Genomic DNA, 20,017 nt, shown 5'->3' with positions numbered 1-20,017 from the left:
GAGTGATTAAAACAACAACAAGCAACAATTATGTCTAGTCTGTGGAAAAGCATCAAGAATGTAACGCTACCAGCATTACTATTGGGAACAGGTATTCAAATTGCTGTACCTACCCTTGTCGTCTCGCCAGTTAACGCACAGACACCAGGAGAATCATCAATTAAACAAGTCGATCGCAGATACAATATTAGCTTCGATTACCGTGGCTGCCAGCGTACCCAAAGAAATGCAAGAGTCACTTGTGAAGTTATCGCCACAAATTTTAACAATAACCACATCAGGGTTAGCTTTGGCGCTCGCAACGTCCAATATCAAACCCGTCTGGTGGATAATTCCGGCAACGTATATACATCGGGAAGCTTGCAGTTAAACCAATATGACTCCCAAGACAAAATCTTAACAGACCTTGCTCCCGGTATTCCCACAAAATTAGTCTTCAATTTTAGAGTTCCCGAACAAGTGACACAACTATCAGCCCTAGACCTAGGTTACTTAACAGTTGGTCGTGTTGACACCATCAATCGAATTACTTTATCAAATTTAGGTGCGATCGCAAGTACCGCAAAAAAATAATCAAAATCAGATTTCTTGCCCACCGAAAACACTATTTTAACTTTGCCACTCGCATAGACGGTTATCCCTACTTGTGCGAAGTGGCATTTTATAGTTAACTTATCTCCCCATCTCCCCCTCTCCCCATCTCCCCATCCCCCCCATCTCCCCATCTCCCCATCAGTTTCATCCTCATTATTTAGCCAAATCTGACATCAGAACTTGATACTCAGAAGACTCAATCATCTCGCAAGTAAAACCCAGTGAAGCATCAAACCTTTGGGAAATTGCATGTAAATCTTGCTCAGGAATCGCTTTCCAATCATCTCGCGTAGCCCAATGGATGACAAAAGTCACTTCCTCCGGTAAATTTGGGTCAATCCACACTTCCTTACCTAAAAAACCTGGATATCTCGCCAGTGAACTAGTCCAAATTTGAGCATCCTTTTGCAGGTACTCTGCTTGTTGTTCCAAAGGAACCTTAAATTTAAGTAACTCAACCACCATGCGATCGCCTTCCTGTGTTAACTTTCCAGAATAGATTAATTATTTTCTCAAAAACCGTCCCCACTTGTGTCAGCAGACTTCGCAGATGCGTACATTAACTGTACAGTTATCAACACATCTGGTTTAAAAAATGTGAATTACAATCGCCTTAGCTATAGTTAAAGATTTGAATAAAAATAATCATCAGGAAGCGATTATGGATAATAACAATTGGATGCAACAGTTGCTCATGCTCGGTATTGGAACAACCTCGATGATGGCAGAGAAAATCAAGGAAGCCAGCGACAAATTAGTCAAAGATGGCAAATTAGACCCCGAACAAGCCAAAATTGTTATGGATGACATGATGCAGCAAATGAAATCCGAACAGGGGACTTGGGAAGCCAACATGCAACGGCAAATGCGGAATATGATGCAAGATTTAGGCGTAGCCAGACAATCGGAAGTAGACGAATTACGTGGTAGAATCGACCGATTAGAACGTCAAGTGCGCGATTTAGAGAATAAATTGTGGAAATAAAATTACTGCTAAATCATGATTAGGGAGGATTTATTTTGAAAGCAATTTTAGTCAGTGTGAGTGTAATGCTCGTTTGCGTGGTAGTTTTAATACTGGCGCAAATTGGCGGCGATAAAAATAATAATGCGATCGCAACTCCAATTAGCCAAACAGCACAAACAGCAGCTGTCATCACTGAAAACAGCACTTTAATAGCGAGCAAAGAAATGTCTGATAATGCTATCACTACTCCCTCTGGATTAAAATACATTGATATTGAAGAAGGAACTGGTGACAGTCCTACAACTGGACAAAAAGTTACCGTTCATTACATCGGCACATTAGAAGATGGAACTGAGTTTGATAGTTCAGTTGGTCGCAATCGTCCCTTTGATTTTAAAATAGGTGTAGGACAAGTTATTAAAGGTTGGGATGAAGGTGTCGGCACTATGAAAGTTGGTGGAAAACGCCGCTTAATTATCCCAGCAGAACTAGGCTACGGTTCTCGTGGTGCAGGTGGTGTCATTCCCCCAAATGCTACCTTAATTTTTGACGTGGAATTGTTGAAAATTAGTTAGGAATTTGTGTTAATGGGTATTAGTTAATTGTGGATATTTAATACTCACAAATCTCCAACTACTACCTATTAACATTAACTCAGAACCAATTTAATAATTACCGCGAGCCAAGTTTTTAAACTGTGTAAATTGTGGATCAAATAAAAGTTTAATAGTGCCAGTGGGACCATGACGATGTTTTGCAACAATAGCTTCAGCAATACCTCGTTCAGGAGTATCTGGAGAATAATATTCATCCCGATACAACATCATCACTAAATCCGCGTCCTGTTCAATCGAACCTGATTCCCTTAAATCCGATAACATCGGTCTTTTATTAGTTCTTGCTTCCACACCTCGACTCAACTGTGACAGGGCAATTACAGGTACATGTAATTCTCTCGCTAAACTCTTAATACTACGAGTAATTTTTGATAACTCTTGGACGCGATTATCACTATTTCCTTCCATTAATTGCAAATAATCTATTAAAATTAGCCCTAAATCCATCCCTGTTTCGGCTTGCAAACGTCGTGCCTGACTCCGCATTTCTGTAACAGTAATATTCGGAGTATCATCAATATAAATAGGCATCTCTTGCAAGGAACTAATCGCCCGGGTTAAGTCTTCCCATTGATTCTGACTAATTCGTCCACTTTTGAGGTACGTACTTTCAATTCTTGCCTCACTTGATAGCATCCGTAATGCTAATTGTTCCTTGGACATTTCTAAGCTAAAAATAGCTACTGGCATTCGCATCGAGCCAGCAATATAATGAGCAATATTAATCGAAAAACTTGTTTTCCCCATTGCTGGTCTTCCCGCAACTATAATTAAATCAGAGCGCTGAAAACCGCCATTTATGATTGCATCCAAATCATAAAAACCAGAAGAAATACCCGGTAAGGCAATACCTTGATTACGTTCTTCTATATCTTGAAAATTATTAATTAAAGAGTCCCCAATATGCACCAATCCCGTAGTATTTCTTTCCTGAGCAATATTAAAAACCTTTTGCTCTGCTTGATCTAAAATCTGCGGCAATTCTGTCTCAGTTTCAAACCCCAATTGCACAATTTCATTCCCAGCTTTAATCAATTTCCGTCGTTGATATTTATCCATTACCAACTGTGCTAAAGCATCAATATTGACAGCAGACACAGTACGTTCAACCAGTGATACTAACTTGTTTCTACCACCAATACGATTGAGTAAATCATGGTCATTTAACCAACTAGTCACACTCAGTATATCTGTGGGTTTTCCTTGTCCATGTAGGCGTAGTGCTGCTTGATAAATATCTTTATGGGCACTAATATAAAATGCATCTGCTACTAGTTTGTCACTGATACGACTAATCGCTTCCGGATCGAGTAATATCCCACCTAAAATTGCTTCTTCTGCTTCAATATTTTGTGGTGGTAAACGGTCTGAACTTGAGCCTTGAAAGTTTAACTGTTCTGACATATATAGTGATTAATTATACGTAAAAAATAAGAGTGAGAATGCAGAATTTATAATCTATGAAATGTAGTATTCAATATCATATGTGCCATTCTTTCTTGAGAAATATTGCTAGCTTTAGAAAATAGCAAGCGAGACGCTTGCACTACTTATTTTTACATGATTCCTAAGTGCAGAAAATTAGCTCAATAATCATATAATAGAATATATGTACCAAAATCTTTGAACACCAACCTCATTATTGATTAACATCAACAAAAATTATTCCCCTTTCCTACAAGAAGAAAGGGGAACATCAGCATATTTTCCAATTCTGTCAGAATTAAGAAACAGTCAGCATTTGCATTTTACTTAGCAACAACTTGGACGTTGATTTTAGCAGTTACTTCTGAATGCAGCTTAATTTCTGCTTCATAAGTACCCAATCTGCTGATATCAGCAATAGTGATGGTGCGCTTATCAACATCAATGCTGGCATTTTGCTTGATGACATCCGCAACATCTTGAGTTGTAACAGTACCGAAAATTGCTTCATTTTCACCCACTTGCACGGAAATATTGTAGCCAGTGACTTTTTCCAATGCAGCTTTTTGTTCTGTCGCTTGTTGCTTGAGTTCAGCTTGACGCTGACGTTCGAGTTCTCGACGACGTTCTACTTGCTTGAGGATACCAGGAGTTGCCGGAGATGCAATTTTCTTAGGAACTAGATAGTTACGTGCATAACCTGGTGCAACTTCGACTAAATCGCCTAGTTTACCCAGCTTGCTAACATCCTGGTTTAATACTAACTGTACGCGCTTTGCCATTTTTTCTTCGTTGTTCTTTCTTGTAAATCTTAGCCGCTTGGGTTTGACACGAGTCGCAGTCTTTGATAACCGTATTATTCACAGGCTATACACGCAGCCCAAAGCCTAAAGATTCTAGCTAAATGCGGGGTGCGATCGCAACCCAATGCTGTGGAGTTTGAGGGGAAAGAAGTAAGAGAAAGGGTGAAAAGACTTATAAAACAAGGATTTTACTTTTTTAATTTTAATTTAAACAGCCACTAAAATTGGTCTTTCATGCCCCTGAGTCTGGCAAATGTTTGCACATTATCGCTGCTTTTGGCGGCTTTTTGTAAGGCAACGACATCCCAGCGCAAAAATGGATTTGTCGTTTTTTCAATTCCCAATAATGAAGGAACTGTGGCTTCTCCTAAATTTCGAGAACTACGTACCTGCGTATATCGGTCTTTGAGAAATTCATTGTGACTATCGACACTCAGGGCAAATTGTAAATTTTTTAGGGTGTATTCGTGGGCACACCAAATGCGGGTATTATCGGGTAGCGCCCTGATTTTGCTGAGGGAATCTAGCATCTGTGCTGGTGTACCTTCAAATAATCGCCCACAACCGCCAGCAAAAAGTGTATCGCCACAAAATAATTCGCCTGTTTCCTCTGGAATTACAGGGGGAAAATAATAGGCAATGTGGGCGCGAGTATGTCCAGGAATAAATAGAACTTCGGCGGTTCTAGAGCCAAATATAACGCGATCGCGTTCATGTAAAAATACCTTTTGTCCGGGGATTCTCCCTTTATCTTCGGCACCAGCATAAACTGTGAGCTTGGGAAACTTTTGGATTAACTCGTGATTGCCCCCTACATGGTCGCTGTGGTGGTGGGTATTAAATATGGCTACCAATTCAGCATTGAGTTCGTAGAGCTTGTTCAGAACGGGTTTAGCGATGGCTGGATCGACGACTGCGGCAATATTATCTGTATTGTCCCACAGCAAAAAAATGTAGTTATCGGCAAGTGCTGGCAGACGAATTATTTGCATTTTTTAGCTCCATATTTAATATCTTAACGAGAGAATTTTGTCAGTGATTGGTAAAGCAACCGTACTTACACATATATTTACGAAATCAGGCAGTAAAAAATATTTCATATCTCCGTAAAAATCCTCTGGGTGAAGCTGGAATATAAAGTTAAATTTATTTTGTTGGTTTATGTTGTAAAGATGCCGCAAAGCAAAGGTATCACAACAGAGTGATATTTGTCCGCCATATTTCAGTTTAATAAATGTTATTTTTATGCTCTCTCTTTAGAATTAGGTGGGCAAATATTACTATTTTTTAGCTTAATCAGGAGAAATATGCTTCGTAAACTTTCGACAATCAAAAGGTCAAATAGTGAACCGGAAATTGCTGTTAAAGCATTAGTTGATAAGATTATATTTTCTGGTAAAATGAGTCGTCGAGACCATAAGTTACTGACAATTATTGTTTCCGATGATGATGATGTTACTGAAGGCGATCGCCGCCAAATTAATCGTTTATTTGACTGTCTGCAAACTGGTGAATTAAAGTTACTTGATTGGTAGATTATATCTCAAAAATTATATATTTTTTGATGATATAAATATCATCTCAAGATGATTAAAATATTGACCAGAGGTGAAAAGTTAAATAATAATCTTCAATCATTACTATGTTTAACACAAGTATTCCTCTGGTTTTTTAATAAGATACATAGATTTTAGTCGAGATTAAAACTATCAAATAAAGTTAGAAGTATTCACATAATGAAGAAAATTATGAAATCTGGAACCAGAGGATTTGTTACAATATTAACAGGACTGTACTCATTTCAGGACTGTGTCCATTTTTTAGCAGCTATTAGAAAGTTTCATCAAGAACCTATAATTATTTTAATTGACCGTGTTCCCAAAATTCTTTATCCATTACTTACAGTTTTTAAAAATGTAATTATCAAGCCTGCACCTGCTGATGAAAATCCAGTTTTAGCTTCAAGACATGCCAAAGTAGCTTTATATGCAGCTTCTGAATTTGAAAAAACTATTTATTTAGATTCAGATATTTGCTTGTTGTCAAATATAAATGATGTCTTTGAATGTTTAGACGAATATGATTTTTTGCTTACCGAAGATGTGCAACCTCAGATTATCAAAGCCACAAACTTATTAAGAGGTAAACAAGAAGATAATATCAATAATGTTTTGCCTATTTTGCAATCTATAGGCTTACCTTTGAATAAAGATAGCATTCAGTATAATTCTGGTTTTATAGCTTTTCGTAAAACAGAAACTACGGAAATATTATTTGATAAATTTAAATATTATTTTGAGGTCGTCAAGCAAAATCAAGATAAATTATTATTAAGAGACCAAGGTGCTTTTGCTAGTGCAATCGCATCTGTTCCACTCAAAATGAAAATATTGCCACCAACATATAATTACCTAAGTAAGTGGAAAAATAGCTATCAAGTAGACGGAGAAATTAAAGTTCTTCACTGTACTTATCCTTACAGACCTCAAGATGCAAAAAATATTACACGTTCTTTATATACGCGAATATTTGATCGATTTGCCAAAATATTTTTACCAAATCAAGTCAAAAATCCCTGGCGTGTAAAATGAAGTGAAATTTATAGAGAATGTTAGACATAACTATGAAAGAGAAATTGAAAGTATCGTTACTAGTATGGAATTTATCTACTAATGATGGTTTTATTCGCGCATCCTTATTGAAAAAAGCTTTGCATCAATTAGGACATGAGGCAGAAATTCTGGGTTTTTTATTTGGTAAGGAATTATATGGAGCAATTTCGGCTGAGAACCAAGTCCAAGTTGTAGAAGGTCAAAATTATCCCACATTTTTTAAATCTGCTAGCCAACTTATTAAGCAAATTGATGGTGATATTATTTATGCAATTAAACCTCAACCAGCAAGTTTTGGTGTAGCTCTCTTCAAGAAAATTTTTACCAGAAAACCAGTCATTTTAGATATTGATGATTGGGAAATGAGTTGGCATGGTGGTGACTCTTGGCGCTATCATCCTAATCCGAAAAAATTAGCAAGAGACTTATTCAAAAGTAATGGAGAATTAAGAATTCCCAATCATCCTTTATATTTAAAATTGATGGAATATCTAGTGAACCAAGCGAATGTAGTTACCGTACATACTAAATTTTTACAACAGCGCTTTGGAGGAATATCCGTTCCCAATGGGAAAGATACTTCATTATTTGACCCAGCAAAATATGACTCTGAAGCTAGTAGAAAACGCTATGGTTTATCGGGATATAGGATATTAATGTTTCCTGGTGCCCCCAGACCTTATAAAGGTATTGAAGATATTTTAGTAGCGCTCGATAAAATTAATCAGCCGGATTTAAAACTAGTAATTGTTGGTGGTAGTCCCTATGATGACTACGATCGCCAATTACTAGAAAAATGGGGACACCGAATGATTAAATTGCCGAAATATCCTGCTGATATCATGCCTGATGTTGTTGCATCTGCTCATATTGTTGTTGTTCCCCAACGAGATACCCTAGAAACGCGCGCTCAATTTCCCCTAAAATTAACTGATGGAATGGCAATGGCTAAACCTATTCTCTCAACTAGAGTTGGCGATATTCCGGAAATTTTAGGTGATACTGGATATTTAGTTGAACCAGCAGCACCAGAACAATTAGCTGAAAAAATTCAATTTATTTTTGATAATTTCGATACTGCTAATGAACTGGCAAAAAAAGCCAGAGAACGATGCATTGAAAAATATAGTATCGAAGCAATGGCATCTATATTAAATTCGGTAATTGCTCGGTTGTAAGTTTAATTAGTATCTAACTTAGAATCTGGAATTAGTTTGTAAAATACTTAGTAGGTTTAGAGGAAGTTAATCTTATACGTATTTATATTGAGATTAAAACCTAATTATTTGTATTTAATTTATCTATGAATTGACTGATTTATAAATAAATTGATGAATAACGTTAATGATAAGTAAATTCTTATAGAATCTCCAATGTCTACCAGACAAACGCTAATAAAATTTGCAAAACCCTATCCAGGCTTGATTATCCTCACAATCATGTTGGGATTTTCTGGAGCATTATTTAATGGTGTTAGCACCGCTCTCATTGTTCCTGTGATTTTAAGAATTGTCGGTCAGGAGGTGGATTTTAAATCCTCCCCTGGCATTATGAAAGTGTTGATGAATCCTTTTGAAGATGCCCCAGAAGATTACCGACTTTTAATCATGGGTGGGGCGATTATTTTCACAATTGTTCTCAAAAACGTAGCCACTTATTTCAGTTCTCTGACATCAAGTTTTCTCTCTCGTCGCTTAACTTCCGATATGCGCCAAGAAGGTGTGTGGCTTTTACTAGAAGTTGACATGGATTATTACGCCAAGATGAAAGTTGGCGATTTAATTAATCGCCTGGGAGGAGAAATTGCCCGTGCTTCTAATACTATAGTTAACACTGTAAAATCGATTATTCTGATTATTACGATTTTGGTGTTTGTAGCTTTCCTACTATCTATTTCTTGGCAACTGACAATTGCGGCGACATTTTTATTATCATTAGTGACATTAGTGAATCAATATTCCATTGCCCGCTCGAAAACCTTTGGCAAAATGCTCAGTGAAATGTCTAAATTTTACTCGATCGCTTTGTTAGAAATTTTGAATGGAATGAGGTTAGTCAAGGCAACTGGGAATGAGGAAAGAGAATATAAGCGGATTGTGAAACTAATTCGCGATCGCGAAACAGCAGACTTTCATTCACAGGCAAATTCGGAATTGATTGCACCAGTTAGTGAAGTCATGGGGATGACGGCTTTACTGCTAATTGTCTTTTTGAGTAGAACTTTATTCAAAGACCAAATCGCTTCTCTTTCGGCGGTAATGTTGACATATTTATTAACCTTAATGCGAGTTTTACCTCTCATTTCGCAGTTAAATACTTTACGCAGCACTTTCGCTAATAATGCTGGTAGTGTCGATGTCGTCGCTGATTTTTTGAGGCGAGATAATAAACCGTTGATGGGTAATGGAAATCTTACCTATCAAACATTAACCAAGGGAGTACATTTTAATCACATATCTTTTGGCTATCCTGGTCATGAAAAATTAGTCTTAAAAGATGTTGATTTATTTTTGCCACGGGGAACAACTTTAGCTTTAGTTGGCGGTTCTGGTGCCGGAAAATCAACCCTCGCAGATTTATTACCCAGATTTTATGACCCAATTTCCGGCAGTATTGATATTGATGGTGTCGATTTACGCCAGTTTAATCTGACATCATTACGGAAAGCTATGGGTATTGTTAGTCAAGATACTTTTCTCTTCAATGATTCGGTACGAAATAACATCGCCTATGGCAAACCTGAAGCCACTGAAGCGGAGATTATTACAGCCATAAAACAGGCAAATGCCTACGAATTTATTCAGAAATTACCCCAAGGATTAGATACCACAATCGGCGATCGCGGCGTAATGTTATCTGGGGGACAAAGGCAAAGATTAGCAATTGCTCGTGCTTTGTTGCAAGACCCAGAGATTTTAATTCTTGATGAAGCTACCAGTGCCTTAGATACAGTTTCCGAACGTCTTGTACAAGAAGCAATTGACGATTTAAGTTGCGATCGCACGACAGTAGTAATTGCCCATCGTTTATCTACAGTCCAAAAAGCTGACCAAATAGCTGTGATGGAACAAGGACGGGTAGTTGAGGTTGGTACCCATGAAGAATTAATGCAAAAGGGAGGTTATTACACAAGATTGTACGCCATGCAATTTGGCGATCATCCTCAAGCTCTTGGGAAACAAAATCAAAGTAGAAGCTTAACTAATATTTCTCATGAAATTCGGACGCGACTTAACTCTATGATTGGACTCCTCAGCTTATTAGCTGATGATCTGGCTGATAATGTTCAAGAGCGCCAGGAATTAGTTGAAGAATCATATAAAGCCGCTTTGAGAATTATGAATACTATTGATACATTTGATGATGTTATTAATCTGACCATTAAAAACCAATTAATATCCGTTTTTGGACAAAATAAGGGTGCAAGCGACTTGATTAATCAACATCAAAAAATAACTCAATTTATCGAACTTTTTCGTAGGAATCTTAGTCCTATTTTTTATTCACTACGGTCACTTGTCGATAATTATTATACATCGGAAGAACAAAAACAATTGATTAAACAAGCTTATCAAGATACAGTAACACTTTTGGATAAGCTAAAAAATATTGAATACAACATCGATAGTTAAATATATGCAAACTACCTCAAATATAAATTTGATATTGACAAAAATGATAAATGATATCTGAAACTAAAAAATTAACACACTCTTTTCAGATGCTGAATTCATTGTATTAAGTTTTTGTATAAACTCTAAGCATATAATGAGGAGTCGTGACAATCATGAATACAAATTTACCTCTTTCTCTGGATAATGTCGCGTTGCCGGAAAAATTACCACCACTAGTGATAATTGCTTTTACTCGTCCAGAGCTAATTAAGGAAGTTCTCACTGGGGTTAGTCAACAATTGTTGTTACCACAACAGATTATTGCATTTGTTGATGGTGCAAGAAAAGCTAGCGATGAGCCTTTAATTTCTCAATGCATTAACTTATTGGAAGAATTTTCCAGTCAAATTCCAGTTAAAATTATTGCGCGATCGCAAAATTTGGGCTGCGATAAAAATATCATTTTAGCCTTTACAGAAGTTCTATCGGAATACGATTCTCTAATCCATTTGAATGATGATATAGTCCCCAATCGCTTTTTTTATGACCGGATGTGCCGACTTTTAGAAGCTTATCGTCACCATCAAGAAGTGTTCTCAATTAGTTCTTATGCCAGCCTACCAGAAGAGTTGGATAAGTCGATCAATAGCGATTTCATCCTATCTAAACGTGTCTTTGACTGGGGATTTGGTATATGGGCAGATCGCTGGCATGATATTGATTTAGTAAATCGCCCTGCACAGTATAATCCCTTTGGAGGCTTTTACAATATTCCTGCAACGATTCAAACCAAATTAACGTTAGTAAATCAATTTTGGCTAGAACATAATAATCAAACAGACTGGGTAATTACCATTACCATAGCTGCCCTATATAAAAATAAAATACACATTATACCAACAACTTCTTTCATCCGTAATATTGGATTTGAGCACCCTGATTCTAAAACTTACAAAGGTAAAGAGCCGCAGTGGGCAAACGCAAGATATGATGAATTTGCACGTCCAGATAGCTTACCATCAAGCCTTGAGTTAGTTGATATACTCAAAAAGAGTTTGAATGAAGTTGAATTTGTACGGTATCTATCAGCACAGAATGGCTTGTGGTTAAGCCCCTCAGCCGTATGGTCTTTACTATGGAGAACTCGTGGACTTTATCACAAATTCCTATTTCTCAAGCTTTTTATTACTCGAATACCAGTTATGCTAAGACGCTTGCGTAACGGTTTACCCGTATAAAGGTAATTGTGATTTTACAGTAGTTCTGCTGCCGATAAATGATTACCACCTGGTAGCTTTTTACAACTGATTATTTCAACAAATATCTCATTATTTTGGAACTTGAAACAATATTCAATAGACTTATGGCAAAAACTATTATTGGCAGCATTAGTAGCTATAAAGAAATAACTCAAAGTGATTGGATGTGGCATCAAACCCCTGATGCTTTTGGTGAGTGGAAAAATATTCAAATTATGGCACAAGCTGCAAAACCGGATTTTTTGCTCTTGTACAATTTCTGTGATTTTGTCAAACCAAAACCTCAAAAAACAAATATATTGGCTAAATTGCAAAAGTTTTGCCCAAAACAACAAATCAAACAGAAAGAACAAGAAGAATATATCCAAACTTTATTGCGGGGAGTACCAAAAGAAAGAATTATTTCCCTAGTGAGAGAACCTCCATTCCCTGAGTTAGAAAAAAAGCGAGTTGCCGAGTACGAACAAGCTAGAAAATACTGTGCTTATGTATCGGGTCCAGATGATTTTGCACCAATACCTGGATACATGCCAGCAATTTGGTATCATGCCAATTCTTTCCGCGAATTAAATGAAATGCCACCACCAAAAAAGGTTCGTCCTTGTAGTTGGATTACATCAGGTATTGACAGAACTGCTAACCATAAACACCGTCTTGCTTTTTTAAAGATGCTGAGGGAAAGAAATTTCATTTTCGATGTATACGGACGTAACCTACCAGATTGGGCAAACTCTGGTGGACAAGTGAATAATAAATGGCATTGTATGGCACCTTATTATTACAACTTGGCGATCGAGAATTATGCTGATAATAATTGGTATGTAAGTGAAAAACTTTGGGATGCCATTTTAGCTTGGAATTTACCCATTTATTATGGCGGTTCTGCAGCTGATGAATTATTGCCACCAGGTAGCTTTTTAAGATTGCCAAGTATGGATGAAAAGGGTTTAGCATATATCAAAGAAGTGACCGCAACACCTGATGCTTGGTATGAAGCCAAAGATGCGATCGCAGAAGCCCGTCAAATCATTTTGCATGAATTAAACCTGCTGAATTGGATATCAAACTTCGTGAAAAAACAAGGATAAAAAAATGAAAAATGGAATTTATACATTAGCGAATGATGTTGTTTACGATCAATTAGTGGCTTTACTAAATAGCATAGAAGTTAATGCTGGTAAAGATATACCCGTATGTGTAATTGCTTACAATGATCAAGTAGATAAAGTCAAAGAAGAAGTTGCATCACGCAAAAATGTAACTCTGCTAGAAAATCCTGAAATTTTTGCTCGCTGGGAAGAGTTTTCTTTGCAAGTATGGCAATCTCATCCAACTGCTATTAAGCTTTGGCAGGAGCAAGGTATTAAAAAGTTCTATAGAGTTGGAGAAAATCGTCGTTACTGTGCATTCGATTCAGATAGCTTATTTGAGAAGTTTATTTATTTAGATGCTGATACATTAGTTATGCAGCCTCTCGATTTTATTTTTGAGCAGTTGGAAAATCAAGATTTTGTTGTCTATGATTTTCAGTATAAAGACCCCACTCATATCTTCAATTTAAAGTCTTCTAAGCTTTTAGAGATATTTACTCAACAGCAGATAGACTCGGAAATTTTTTGTTCTGGCTTTTATGCATCTAAACGAGGTATGTTTCTAGCAGAGCAAAGAGATTGGTTGTTGAGCAGATTAAATGAAGGAGAATCAGATGTTTTATATATGTCTGCCCCCAATCAATCTGTTCTCAACTATATGCGGATGAGGACAAATACATCTTTTTATAATTTTGCCCTAAATCTACCTCCACAAGAAGCAACAGGTAATTCAGTGACTTCCGAACATTTTGAAGTTAAAGATGGCATTGTATACGACAAAGGCAATCGCTTAACTTACATACATTACATTGGTTTGTCCTCAAAACTATTTAATCGCGTTTGTGAAGGTGAAAACATTATCTTTCCCTATCGAGATATATTCTTACACTACCGCTATTTGCACGAACCAGAAAAGCATCCTCAATTTAACAGCAAACCAAAAGCTTACGATGCACCACCAAGTTTTACCACCAGAGTTTTAAGAAAATTAGGAATACCAACCGGAGTATAATTTATGAAGCGCGGAATTTATATCATTGCTAATGATAAAGTCACAGACCATGCGATCGCACTTTTAAATAGTATCCGATTACATGATAAAGAAACACCTGTTGTGATGATTCCTTACGATGACAATTATCACAATATTGCCGATACTCTTAATCGCTATTATGGTGTCAAAGTCTATGAAGATTTAGATTTTATCGAACGTTTATCAAATCGCTTACACGAAACTTTCGGAGGGAAGTTTTTTGCTCGCCCCAATCAATTCCGCAAACAAGCTTGTTGGTTTGGTGAATTTGATGAGTTTTTGTATATAGATACCGATATTGTTGTCTTTGAAAAAATTGCTGACAATCTTAATTATTTAGCTAACACTGATTTTATCAATTGCGACTACCAACATTTAGGGGGAATTAAAAACGTATTTAGTTCCCAAGTATTAGAGCAGAAGGTATTTACAGAAAGTGAAGTCAAAGATATTTTTAATGGAGGATTTTGGGGTTCTAAGAAAAATTTGATTTCAGAACAGGATTTATACGAAGTATTCACAGAATGTGCTACCCATCCTGAATATTTCGATTTCTCCGAAAAAACCTCCGATCAACCCATTATTAACTATATGCTATTAAAGCGGATTTCTCGCCGTTTTAATATCGTCAAACGCTTAGAAAAAGCACCCGGAAATTGGGCTGGTACACCACATTTTCAAACTCAAGGTTACAATTTAATTGACCCAACTGTAAACCAGCAATTACAGTATTTACATTGGGCAGGCATTCGCATTGAGCCGGGTTGTCCCTATTGGGAAATTTGGGAATATTACCGTAATCTTAATTCTGATATTACTCCTGTATATTTTCCCACACCGATTGAGAAAAACCAGTGGCAAAAAACAGTAGATAAATTTAAAAGTCTGTTGAGGAATTAAAGTCATAGGTTTAGCTTCATCCGGGCTGCGAACAGTTTGCCTGACACTCTTCCCTTATAAGCAAAAAACATACCAAAATGGAATTCATTACTTATACTTAAAACATTATTGGAACTATCCTTCTCTTGAGGTAGATCCATTTTTTATTGATAGTAAAATTTGTAATCATCTGAAAAAGCATAAACTTTTAGACGTACTGCATAATATAAATACTCAGCATTTTTGCATATTTTACTCCAAACTTTTTGCAAAATAGAACGCTGAGGTTGTTCTATTTGGTTTTGGAATTCAAAATAAAAATTTTTTACATTTGGATCTGATTCTTCTTTAGAAATCCTAACTTTCTCTATCCGATCATCAAAAAAATCAACTCCTTCCATGACATCATGTCTAATTGGAAAAGAAGCTTTTGTAGCAGCTATTCCTATTGCATATGCTGGATGCTTATGGTGACCATTTAATTCTGCATAAACAGCTAGTTTTTCCCATAGTTTCAGAAATTCTACTTCTCTACCAGAATCTCGTGTAACGACAAATAAAAACTCATTTATCCATGTTAAGTCTTGAGTTTCTATATCGATACCTAACTTTTTCCCCATTGTTTTGTAAAATTCAACTTGTTTTGCCATTTTTCCTGAAGCTGAATTCCGAACAGACATAAGTTCTTGAATATGTTTCATCATGGAAGTGCAACTTCTGGCTGTGATTCCTGGTAACCATAGCTTATTTTCAGGAAATGGAGCGCATATCCTGACATCAGCATCAAGATACATACAAGAATTAAACATTGATAATGCTTTGGCAATAGCAAATCTGCGCTCGTGATAATGTAAAACCCCTCGTCTTTGATGTGGAAATACTAAAACATTGCTATTGCTGTGATTACTGAATTTATTTGGTTTATCTGTAAAAATTATGAGAGGAGTTTCTGGTGCATACTTTTCGATATCACTCACTAGATTAGCTGCTAATGAACTATAAATTTCACCACCAGCATATGTGCAAAAACAAAATTTTTTCTCGTCTAAATTAATCATGAATCTCTTCTGAAGGATAATAATTACAAATTGATGAATAAATTTTATTCTGGTATTTATACTAGCAGCTTCAGTTGAACTACCTAATTCACTCCTAAATTAGACGGATATTCCTGATTACAAATATTAATTAGAGGAAAAAGTGAAGCAATTATTTTAAGCCTGATTTTAAAGTCAGGTATTGATGATTTAAATTTATGGTTATTCTTTACTGCTTATATTCATTAAACTATAAATATATAAAAATACAGGGTATGAGTTATTGAACCCATATTTTGTGAGATTGCAACTCAAGTATAGTTGAGTTGCATTTCAAATTACATCGAATCCAAATCCAAAGAACTCATTCCTCGACTTTCCACAAAAGTCATCATACTACCAAGTTGGAACCACATTAATAAGCAAGTCAGTAGAGAAATTGGTAAACCGATCGCAAATGCTAATAATGGAGGAAAACCAAAAATTTCTAAACCGGAAACTAGAAATGAAACTAAACCAATAGTTACTCCTAAAAAAGGAAACAACAAAGGTTTTTTAGTTAAACTTTTACCAGATTTTTCTGCTCCTTCAAGCTGCCATTTATAAACTACAGTTTGCAGAGTTCCAAACATTGCTGCACCTGATGTCACCGCCACAAATAAACCAAATGCAAGTACGAAATAAGGTGGTTGAAGAGGGAAATAATACACGCGAAACTCCTGCTTGTTTAATTAAAAATGAAAATCTGAAGCATCAATATTCAATGAACTTCTTAATCTTACTTAATCTTGCTTAACATATATCTTCGCATGTATCAGTACAGAAACGCAAAAAACGGACAAGATGCCCGTTCGCAATACACTGAATTCAATTAGTGCTAATTTTTATTATTGTCTTCACTATTTACAAACATTGAGAAAAAGGACGTTTTCGGTAAAATTGCGGCAACACTCTCACGCGACATCTCCGTTAATAAGCCAATTGCCTCACCAAATAAGCGGTTGGGTTGTAAGTCTTCTTTGACCAAATTCCATAAACTATGCACTTCTTCAGTATGTAAGTGGTCATCTTCTGTCAGTGCTAATACTAACTGCTGCCGTAAAAATTTACCCTCGTCAGATAGCAAATATTGGAATCCTAATCTTGCTGTTGGTAAAACATCGAAACTCTTGTCAGTACGGGCTATGGTAATTAAATTCTCCAATCGCTCCCATTGGAATTTATCATTTTTGAATAAAATATTCAGCAAGCGTCGCCGTAGTTGCGGAGATTCGCCATTCAGTAAGCGCCGAGCAATGTAGGGATAACCAACCTCAAGAATTCTAAAATTCCTATTGAGGCTCAAAGCAATACCTTCTTGAGTAATCAACGAACGGATTATCAGGGCAAATTTGGCAGGAACTCGGAAAGGATAATCGTACATAAGTTCCGAAAACTCGTCGGTGATGGTTTTAAAGTTGAAATCACCAACGTTTTTACCAATAGCATCCCCCAAAACTTTTTCCAGTGCGGGAATAATGGGGCGAATATCGATATTAGGTGTGAGGAAACCCAACTTGACGAAATCTTCCGCCAGGTCAAAATATTCTTTATTGGTCAGATGTACAATCGAGTCTACCAGTGTTTCCTTGGTATGTTCGTCAAGTTGATCCATCATGCCAAAATCGATGTAAGCCATTCTCCCATCTGGCATGGCAAACAAATTACCGGGGTGAGGGTCGGCGTGGAAAAAGCCATGTTCGAGTAGCTGTTGTAACCCCGATGTTACGCCAATTTGGATGATTTCCTCTGGGTCTAAACCGGCTTCGCGGATTCTCTTGGTGTCGGTGAGTTTAAAACCATTTATCCACTCTAAGGTGAGAACGCGGTTAGTTGTGTAGCGCCAGTAAATAGCTGGAACTTTGACTTTCAAGTCATTGCGGAAATTATTGGCGAATTTTTCGGCATTCCGAGCTTCGTTGAGGTAATCGATTTCCTCAAACAGTTTAGTGCCAAACTCATCAACAATTAAAGTCAGGTCATGCCCCAGATTTAAAGGTAGCCAAGGCGATAACCAATGTGCAGCCCATCGCATTAAGTAGAGGTCGAGGGTAAGGGTGGGGCGTAGATTCGGGCGTTGCACCTTAACTGCGACTTCTTCCCCTGTAGTTAGACGACCGCGATAAACTTGACCTAAACTGGCTGCGGCGACAGGTGTCGGTGAAAGTTCACTAAATACTTCCGCGATCGCACATTCGAGTTGAGTTTCGATTAGGTGATAGGCGATCGCACTATCGAAAGCTGGTAATTGGTCTTGCAGCTTGATTAGTTCTTCGAGAAAGTCTTTACGGATTAAGTCGGGACGTGTTGAAAGTGCTTGACCGACTTTAATATAGGTTGGTCCCAAGTTGGTTAACATTTGCCGCAGTTGCGTTGCCCGCTTGTGCCTGTTTTCTTCAACTCGGTTAAACCACTCGTCCAATTTTAGACCCAAGATAAATCCAGCAAAAAACCAAATAATCTTTATCAGTCGTCCCCACACGAGCCAGGGACGAAACCGATAATAACGCGCGATCGCGTCTGGACTATAACGATTTAGCTGAGTAGGTTGATACTGACCCACGCCGACACTGACCTCTGAACCCGATATGTTTACTTTTGTTTTTATCTGTATTCTGAAACTACAATTACGCTTGCAAAAACAGAATACTGATAACCTTTATCTAAAAACAATTCCAATATATGTATTTCCGGGAGTAGTCGGACTTATTCTTGTCGTTTTTACTCGCTGGAGTTTATATATCTTTTTCTTAATTATAGTTTATATAAGTACAACTTTTGCAGGATTGACAAAGGTTTTGATCCAATCTTGAAAATCTGGAAAGCTAATAGGTAATGTCAGTTCTCAAAGCCCAAGGATAAAGGCTTGTAGATATTCTCAATGCTGACTAAGGTTGATGGTGAACCTTGTGGAAAGTGAAAATGTTTCTATTCAACATAAAAGATTTAAAAATCCTAAAATAGCAATATTTCTTAATGTTTTCCCGTAAATTGGTAGTTAAGCCAGTTAATGATCAGTAATCAGCTTTAGTATCTGAATATTTCCGTTTGTTCTCATGCCCTGGTGACTGCGATCGCATTGAGAATACTGATGATTATGGTAAGCAAAAGCCAATGTGAATCTTGGGGTATGATATTGGCATCTGGGCATTCTTCGTGCGACCAAGTAGCAAATAATTTTTGTCATCGCATCACCCGATTGGGTGAGCCATCAGGAGGAAGCACATTTACTGCTCAAGTTATATATTTGCCATGTAATGTTTGCAAAATTTAGCAAAAGTTATTAGTCAGCAGGCAGTGTGTACCTTGACTCTGAGGATGAAAATATGGCTTCAATCCGTCAAATTGTCCGAAGTGCGATCGCAGTTGGTTACATTAGTAATGCAGGGATTCAGCAATTACATAATTTGCTGAAATTGGATTATGAGCCAGAAGATATTGAAGCGTTGATGAGTCTTCACCAAGCTGTAGTCACAGGAAGAGTTCGCCAACTTGCCAATCAATCAAGTCAACCCAGTTTTAAGCCAACTCGTCGTGGCATAGTCAAAATGAAGCTGATTTGTCAAACAACATTTGCGGCTGTCATCGTCGGGACTGTAGTGTTTGCCATGCCCAAGAATTCGCAGCCACCAATGTTTATGGGCGAATTGAGTAATGACATGCAAACTATGGATATTTGGCAGCAGTAGGGAAAGGAGATAGGTAATACCAATTTGAAAAAAGAATGCGACAGATAAATTTTGTCGAGAAGCGTCAGCGTGTCGCTTTGCGAATCAGCTCCTCTGTTCGCTCTTAGAGCGTTCCCGAAGGGTAAGAGGCTATATCGCGTCTCAGATTCTGGATGTGTTGCAAACATTTTTTGAATCGGTATAAGACGCGAAAATTAGAGATAAATCAATACGGTTCGGTTAAGTAAAAATAGCTGTTAGCGGTTAGCTATTAACTTTGAGAATCAATAGCGTCTAGATGCTTCCAGTCTTATTCTTATTCTTGCCCTTTTCCTCCCTAACCCAACCGTATTGAGAGATAAATAGAAATAGGGGGTTT

At 37.1% G+C, this 20,017-nt stretch carries 19 protein-coding genes; 12 read left to right on the top strand and 7 right to left on the bottom strand.

The window, feature by feature from the left end:
* The first annotated feature begins 30 nt into the window (after positions 1-30).
* Positions 31-573, top strand: a complete 543-nt coding sequence (locus VB733_RS11465) for a hypothetical protein (protein ID WP_323340220.1) — start codon at positions 31-33, stop codon at positions 571-573.
* Between the two features lie 174 nt (positions 574-747).
* Here VB733_RS11465 and VB733_RS11460 read toward each other — a convergent pair whose 3' ends face one another.
* A complete protein-coding gene (locus VB733_RS11460) occupies positions 748-1,059 on the bottom strand; it encodes a TIGR03792 family protein (RefSeq protein ID WP_323340219.1) in 312 nt (103 codons plus the stop codon).
* Between the two features lie 196 nt (positions 1,060-1,255).
* On the opposite strand from VB733_RS11460, the gene VB733_RS11455 reads away from it, so the two are divergent.
* Entirely contained in the window at positions 1,256-1,579 is a 324-nt protein-coding gene (locus VB733_RS11455; protein WP_323340218.1) for a phasin family protein, read from the top strand.
* 35 nt (positions 1,580-1,614) lie between these two features.
* The gene (locus tag VB733_RS11450) at positions 1,615-2,136 is read left to right on the top strand and encodes an FKBP-type peptidyl-prolyl cis-trans isomerase (protein ID WP_323340217.1); all 522 of its coding nucleotides are present in this window, start codon (positions 1,615-1,617) and stop codon (positions 2,134-2,136) included.
* 90 nt (positions 2,137-2,226) lie between these two features.
* Here the strand turns inward: VB733_RS11450 and dnaB are convergent, their stop codons facing one another.
* The 3 genes from dnaB to gloB all read right to left on the bottom strand — a co-directional run bounded on the left by dnaB (position 2,227) and on the right by gloB (position 5,398).
* Positions 2,227-3,582 (bottom strand): replicative DNA helicase, encoded by a 1,356-nt coding sequence (dnaB, locus tag VB733_RS11445; protein WP_323340216.1) that lies wholly within the window; start codon positions 3,580-3,582, stop codon positions 2,227-2,229.
* A gap of 344 nt (positions 3,583-3,926) precedes the next feature.
* Entirely contained in the window at positions 3,927-4,385 is a 459-nt protein-coding gene (rplI, locus tag VB733_RS11440) for a 50S ribosomal protein L9 (protein WP_323340215.1), read from the bottom strand.
* A 239-nt stretch (positions 4,386-4,624) separates the two neighbouring features.
* Positions 4,625-5,398 carry a hydroxyacylglutathione hydrolase gene (gene gloB, locus VB733_RS11435; RefSeq protein ID WP_323340214.1) on the bottom strand — a complete coding sequence of 258 codons (774 nt, stop codon included), beginning with the start codon at positions 5,396-5,398 and terminating at the stop codon, positions 4,625-4,627.
* 315 nt (positions 5,399-5,713) lie between these two features.
* On the opposite strand from gloB, the gene VB733_RS11430 reads away from it, so the two are divergent.
* The 8 genes from VB733_RS11430 to VB733_RS11395 all read left to right on the top strand — a co-directional run bounded on the left by VB733_RS11430 (position 5,714) and on the right by VB733_RS11395 (position 14,915).
* Positions 5,714-5,941, top strand: coding sequence for a hypothetical protein (locus tag VB733_RS11430; RefSeq protein ID WP_096615253.1), 228 nt, complete (start codon positions 5,714-5,716; stop codon positions 5,939-5,941).
* A 213-nt stretch (positions 5,942-6,154) separates the two neighbouring features.
* Positions 6,155-6,997: a glycosyltransferase gene (locus tag VB733_RS11425; protein ID WP_323340213.1), complete on the top strand. Its 843-nt coding sequence runs from the start codon at positions 6,155-6,157 to the stop codon at positions 6,995-6,997.
* A 32-nt stretch (positions 6,998-7,029) separates the two neighbouring features.
* Complete coding sequence (locus VB733_RS11420; RefSeq protein WP_323340212.1) at positions 7,030-8,196, top strand: glycosyltransferase family 4 protein; 1,167 nt, start codon at positions 7,030-7,032, stop codon at positions 8,194-8,196.
* A gap of 195 nt (positions 8,197-8,391) precedes the next feature.
* Positions 8,392-10,650, top strand: a complete 2,259-nt coding sequence (locus VB733_RS11415; protein WP_323340211.1) for an ATP-binding cassette domain-containing protein — start codon at positions 8,392-8,394, stop codon at positions 10,648-10,650.
* A 155-nt stretch (positions 10,651-10,805) separates the two neighbouring features.
* On the top strand, positions 10,806-11,870 hold the full coding sequence (locus VB733_RS11410; protein ID WP_323340210.1) for a sugar transferase: 1,065 nt from the start codon (positions 10,806-10,808) through the stop codon (positions 11,868-11,870).
* A gap of 125 nt (positions 11,871-11,995) precedes the next feature.
* The gene (locus VB733_RS11405) at positions 11,996-12,979 is read left to right on the top strand and encodes a glycosyltransferase family 10 domain-containing protein (RefSeq protein ID WP_323340209.1); all 984 of its coding nucleotides are present in this window, start codon (positions 11,996-11,998) and stop codon (positions 12,977-12,979) included.
* A 4-nt stretch (positions 12,980-12,983) separates the two neighbouring features.
* Positions 12,984-13,994, top strand: coding sequence for an Npun_R2821/Npun_R2822 family protein (locus VB733_RS11400; protein ID WP_323340208.1), 1,011 nt, complete (start codon positions 12,984-12,986; stop codon positions 13,992-13,994).
* A 3-nt stretch (positions 13,995-13,997) separates the two neighbouring features.
* A complete protein-coding gene (locus VB733_RS11395) occupies positions 13,998-14,915 on the top strand; it encodes an Npun_R2821/Npun_R2822 family protein (RefSeq protein ID WP_323340207.1) in 918 nt (305 codons plus the stop codon).
* A 143-nt stretch (positions 14,916-15,058) separates the two neighbouring features.
* On the opposite strand, the gene VB733_RS11390 is transcribed toward VB733_RS11395, so the two are convergent.
* The 3 genes from VB733_RS11390 to VB733_RS11380 form a co-directional block, all read right to left on the bottom strand.
* Positions 15,059-15,952: a hypothetical protein gene (locus VB733_RS11390; protein WP_323340206.1), complete on the bottom strand. Its 894-nt coding sequence runs from the start codon at positions 15,950-15,952 to the stop codon at positions 15,059-15,061.
* Positions 15,953-16,269: 317 nt separating this feature from the next.
* Positions 16,270-16,641, bottom strand: a complete 372-nt coding sequence (locus VB733_RS11385) for a hypothetical protein (protein WP_323340205.1) — start codon at positions 16,639-16,641, stop codon at positions 16,270-16,272.
* 167 nt (positions 16,642-16,808) lie between these two features.
* Positions 16,809-18,533, bottom strand: coding sequence for an AarF/ABC1/UbiB kinase family protein (locus VB733_RS11380; protein ID WP_323340204.1), 1,725 nt, complete (start codon positions 18,531-18,533; stop codon positions 16,809-16,811).
* Positions 18,534-19,296: 763 nt separating this feature from the next.
* Between VB733_RS11380 and VB733_RS11375 the strand changes: the two genes are divergently transcribed.
* Positions 19,297-19,659: a hypothetical protein gene (locus VB733_RS11375; protein ID WP_323340203.1), complete on the top strand. Its 363-nt coding sequence runs from the start codon at positions 19,297-19,299 to the stop codon at positions 19,657-19,659.
* The last annotated feature ends 358 nt before the right edge of the window (positions 19,660-20,017 follow it).

Source organism: Calothrix sp. UHCC 0171 (genome assembly GCF_034931845.1).
In the GTDB taxonomy this organism is placed as follows: Bacteria; Cyanobacteriota; Cyanobacteriia; order Cyanobacteriales; family Nostocaceae; genus Brunnivagina.
The sequence above is the reverse complement of the archived record's forward strand: the minus strand, read 5'-3'. Positions and strand labels throughout refer to the sequence as shown.

What these genes read in the sequence shown, in the direction of transcription:
- VB733_RS11410 (WP_323340210.1), top strand. Translation starts at nt 10,806, where the DNA reads ATGAATACAAATTTACCTCTTTCTCTGGATAATGTCGCGTTGCCGGAA.
- gloB (WP_323340214.1), bottom strand. Translation starts at nt 5,398, where the DNA reads ATGCAAATAATTCGTCTGCCAGCACTTGCCGATAACTACATTTTTTTG.
- rplI (WP_323340215.1), bottom strand. Translation starts at nt 4,385, where the DNA reads ATGGCAAAGCGCGTACAGTTAGTATTAAACCAGGATGTTAGCAAGCTG.
- VB733_RS11395 (WP_323340207.1), top strand. Translation starts at nt 13,998, where the DNA reads ATGAAGCGCGGAATTTATATCATTGCTAATGATAAAGTCACAGACCAT.
- VB733_RS11415 (WP_323340211.1), top strand. Translation starts at nt 8,392, where the DNA reads ATGTCTACCAGACAAACGCTAATAAAATTTGCAAAACCCTATCCAGGC.
- VB733_RS11390 (WP_323340206.1), bottom strand. Translation starts at nt 15,952, where the DNA reads ATGATTAATTTAGACGAGAAAAAATTTTGTTTTTGCACATATGCTGGT.
- VB733_RS11420 (WP_323340212.1), top strand. Translation starts at nt 7,030, where the DNA reads ATGAAAGAGAAATTGAAAGTATCGTTACTAGTATGGAATTTATCTACT.
- VB733_RS11465 (WP_323340220.1), top strand. Translation starts at nt 31, where the DNA reads ATGTCTAGTCTGTGGAAAAGCATCAAGAATGTAACGCTACCAGCATTA.
- VB733_RS11460 (WP_323340219.1), bottom strand. Translation starts at nt 1,059, where the DNA reads ATGGTGGTTGAGTTACTTAAATTTAAGGTTCCTTTGGAACAACAAGCA.
- dnaB (WP_323340216.1), bottom strand. Translation starts at nt 3,582, where the DNA reads ATGTCAGAACAGTTAAACTTTCAAGGCTCAAGTTCAGACCGTTTACCA.
- VB733_RS11430 (WP_096615253.1), top strand. Translation starts at nt 5,714, where the DNA reads ATGCTTCGTAAACTTTCGACAATCAAAAGGTCAAATAGTGAACCGGAA.
- VB733_RS11375 (WP_323340203.1), top strand. Translation starts at nt 19,297, where the DNA reads ATGGCTTCAATCCGTCAAATTGTCCGAAGTGCGATCGCAGTTGGTTAC.
- VB733_RS11405 (WP_323340209.1), top strand. Translation starts at nt 11,996, where the DNA reads ATGGCAAAAACTATTATTGGCAGCATTAGTAGCTATAAAGAAATAACT.
- VB733_RS11455 (WP_323340218.1), top strand. Translation starts at nt 1,256, where the DNA reads ATGGATAATAACAATTGGATGCAACAGTTGCTCATGCTCGGTATTGGA.
- VB733_RS11400 (WP_323340208.1), top strand. Translation starts at nt 12,984, where the DNA reads ATGAAAAATGGAATTTATACATTAGCGAATGATGTTGTTTACGATCAA.
- VB733_RS11425 (WP_323340213.1), top strand. Translation starts at nt 6,155, where the DNA reads ATGAAATCTGGAACCAGAGGATTTGTTACAATATTAACAGGACTGTAC.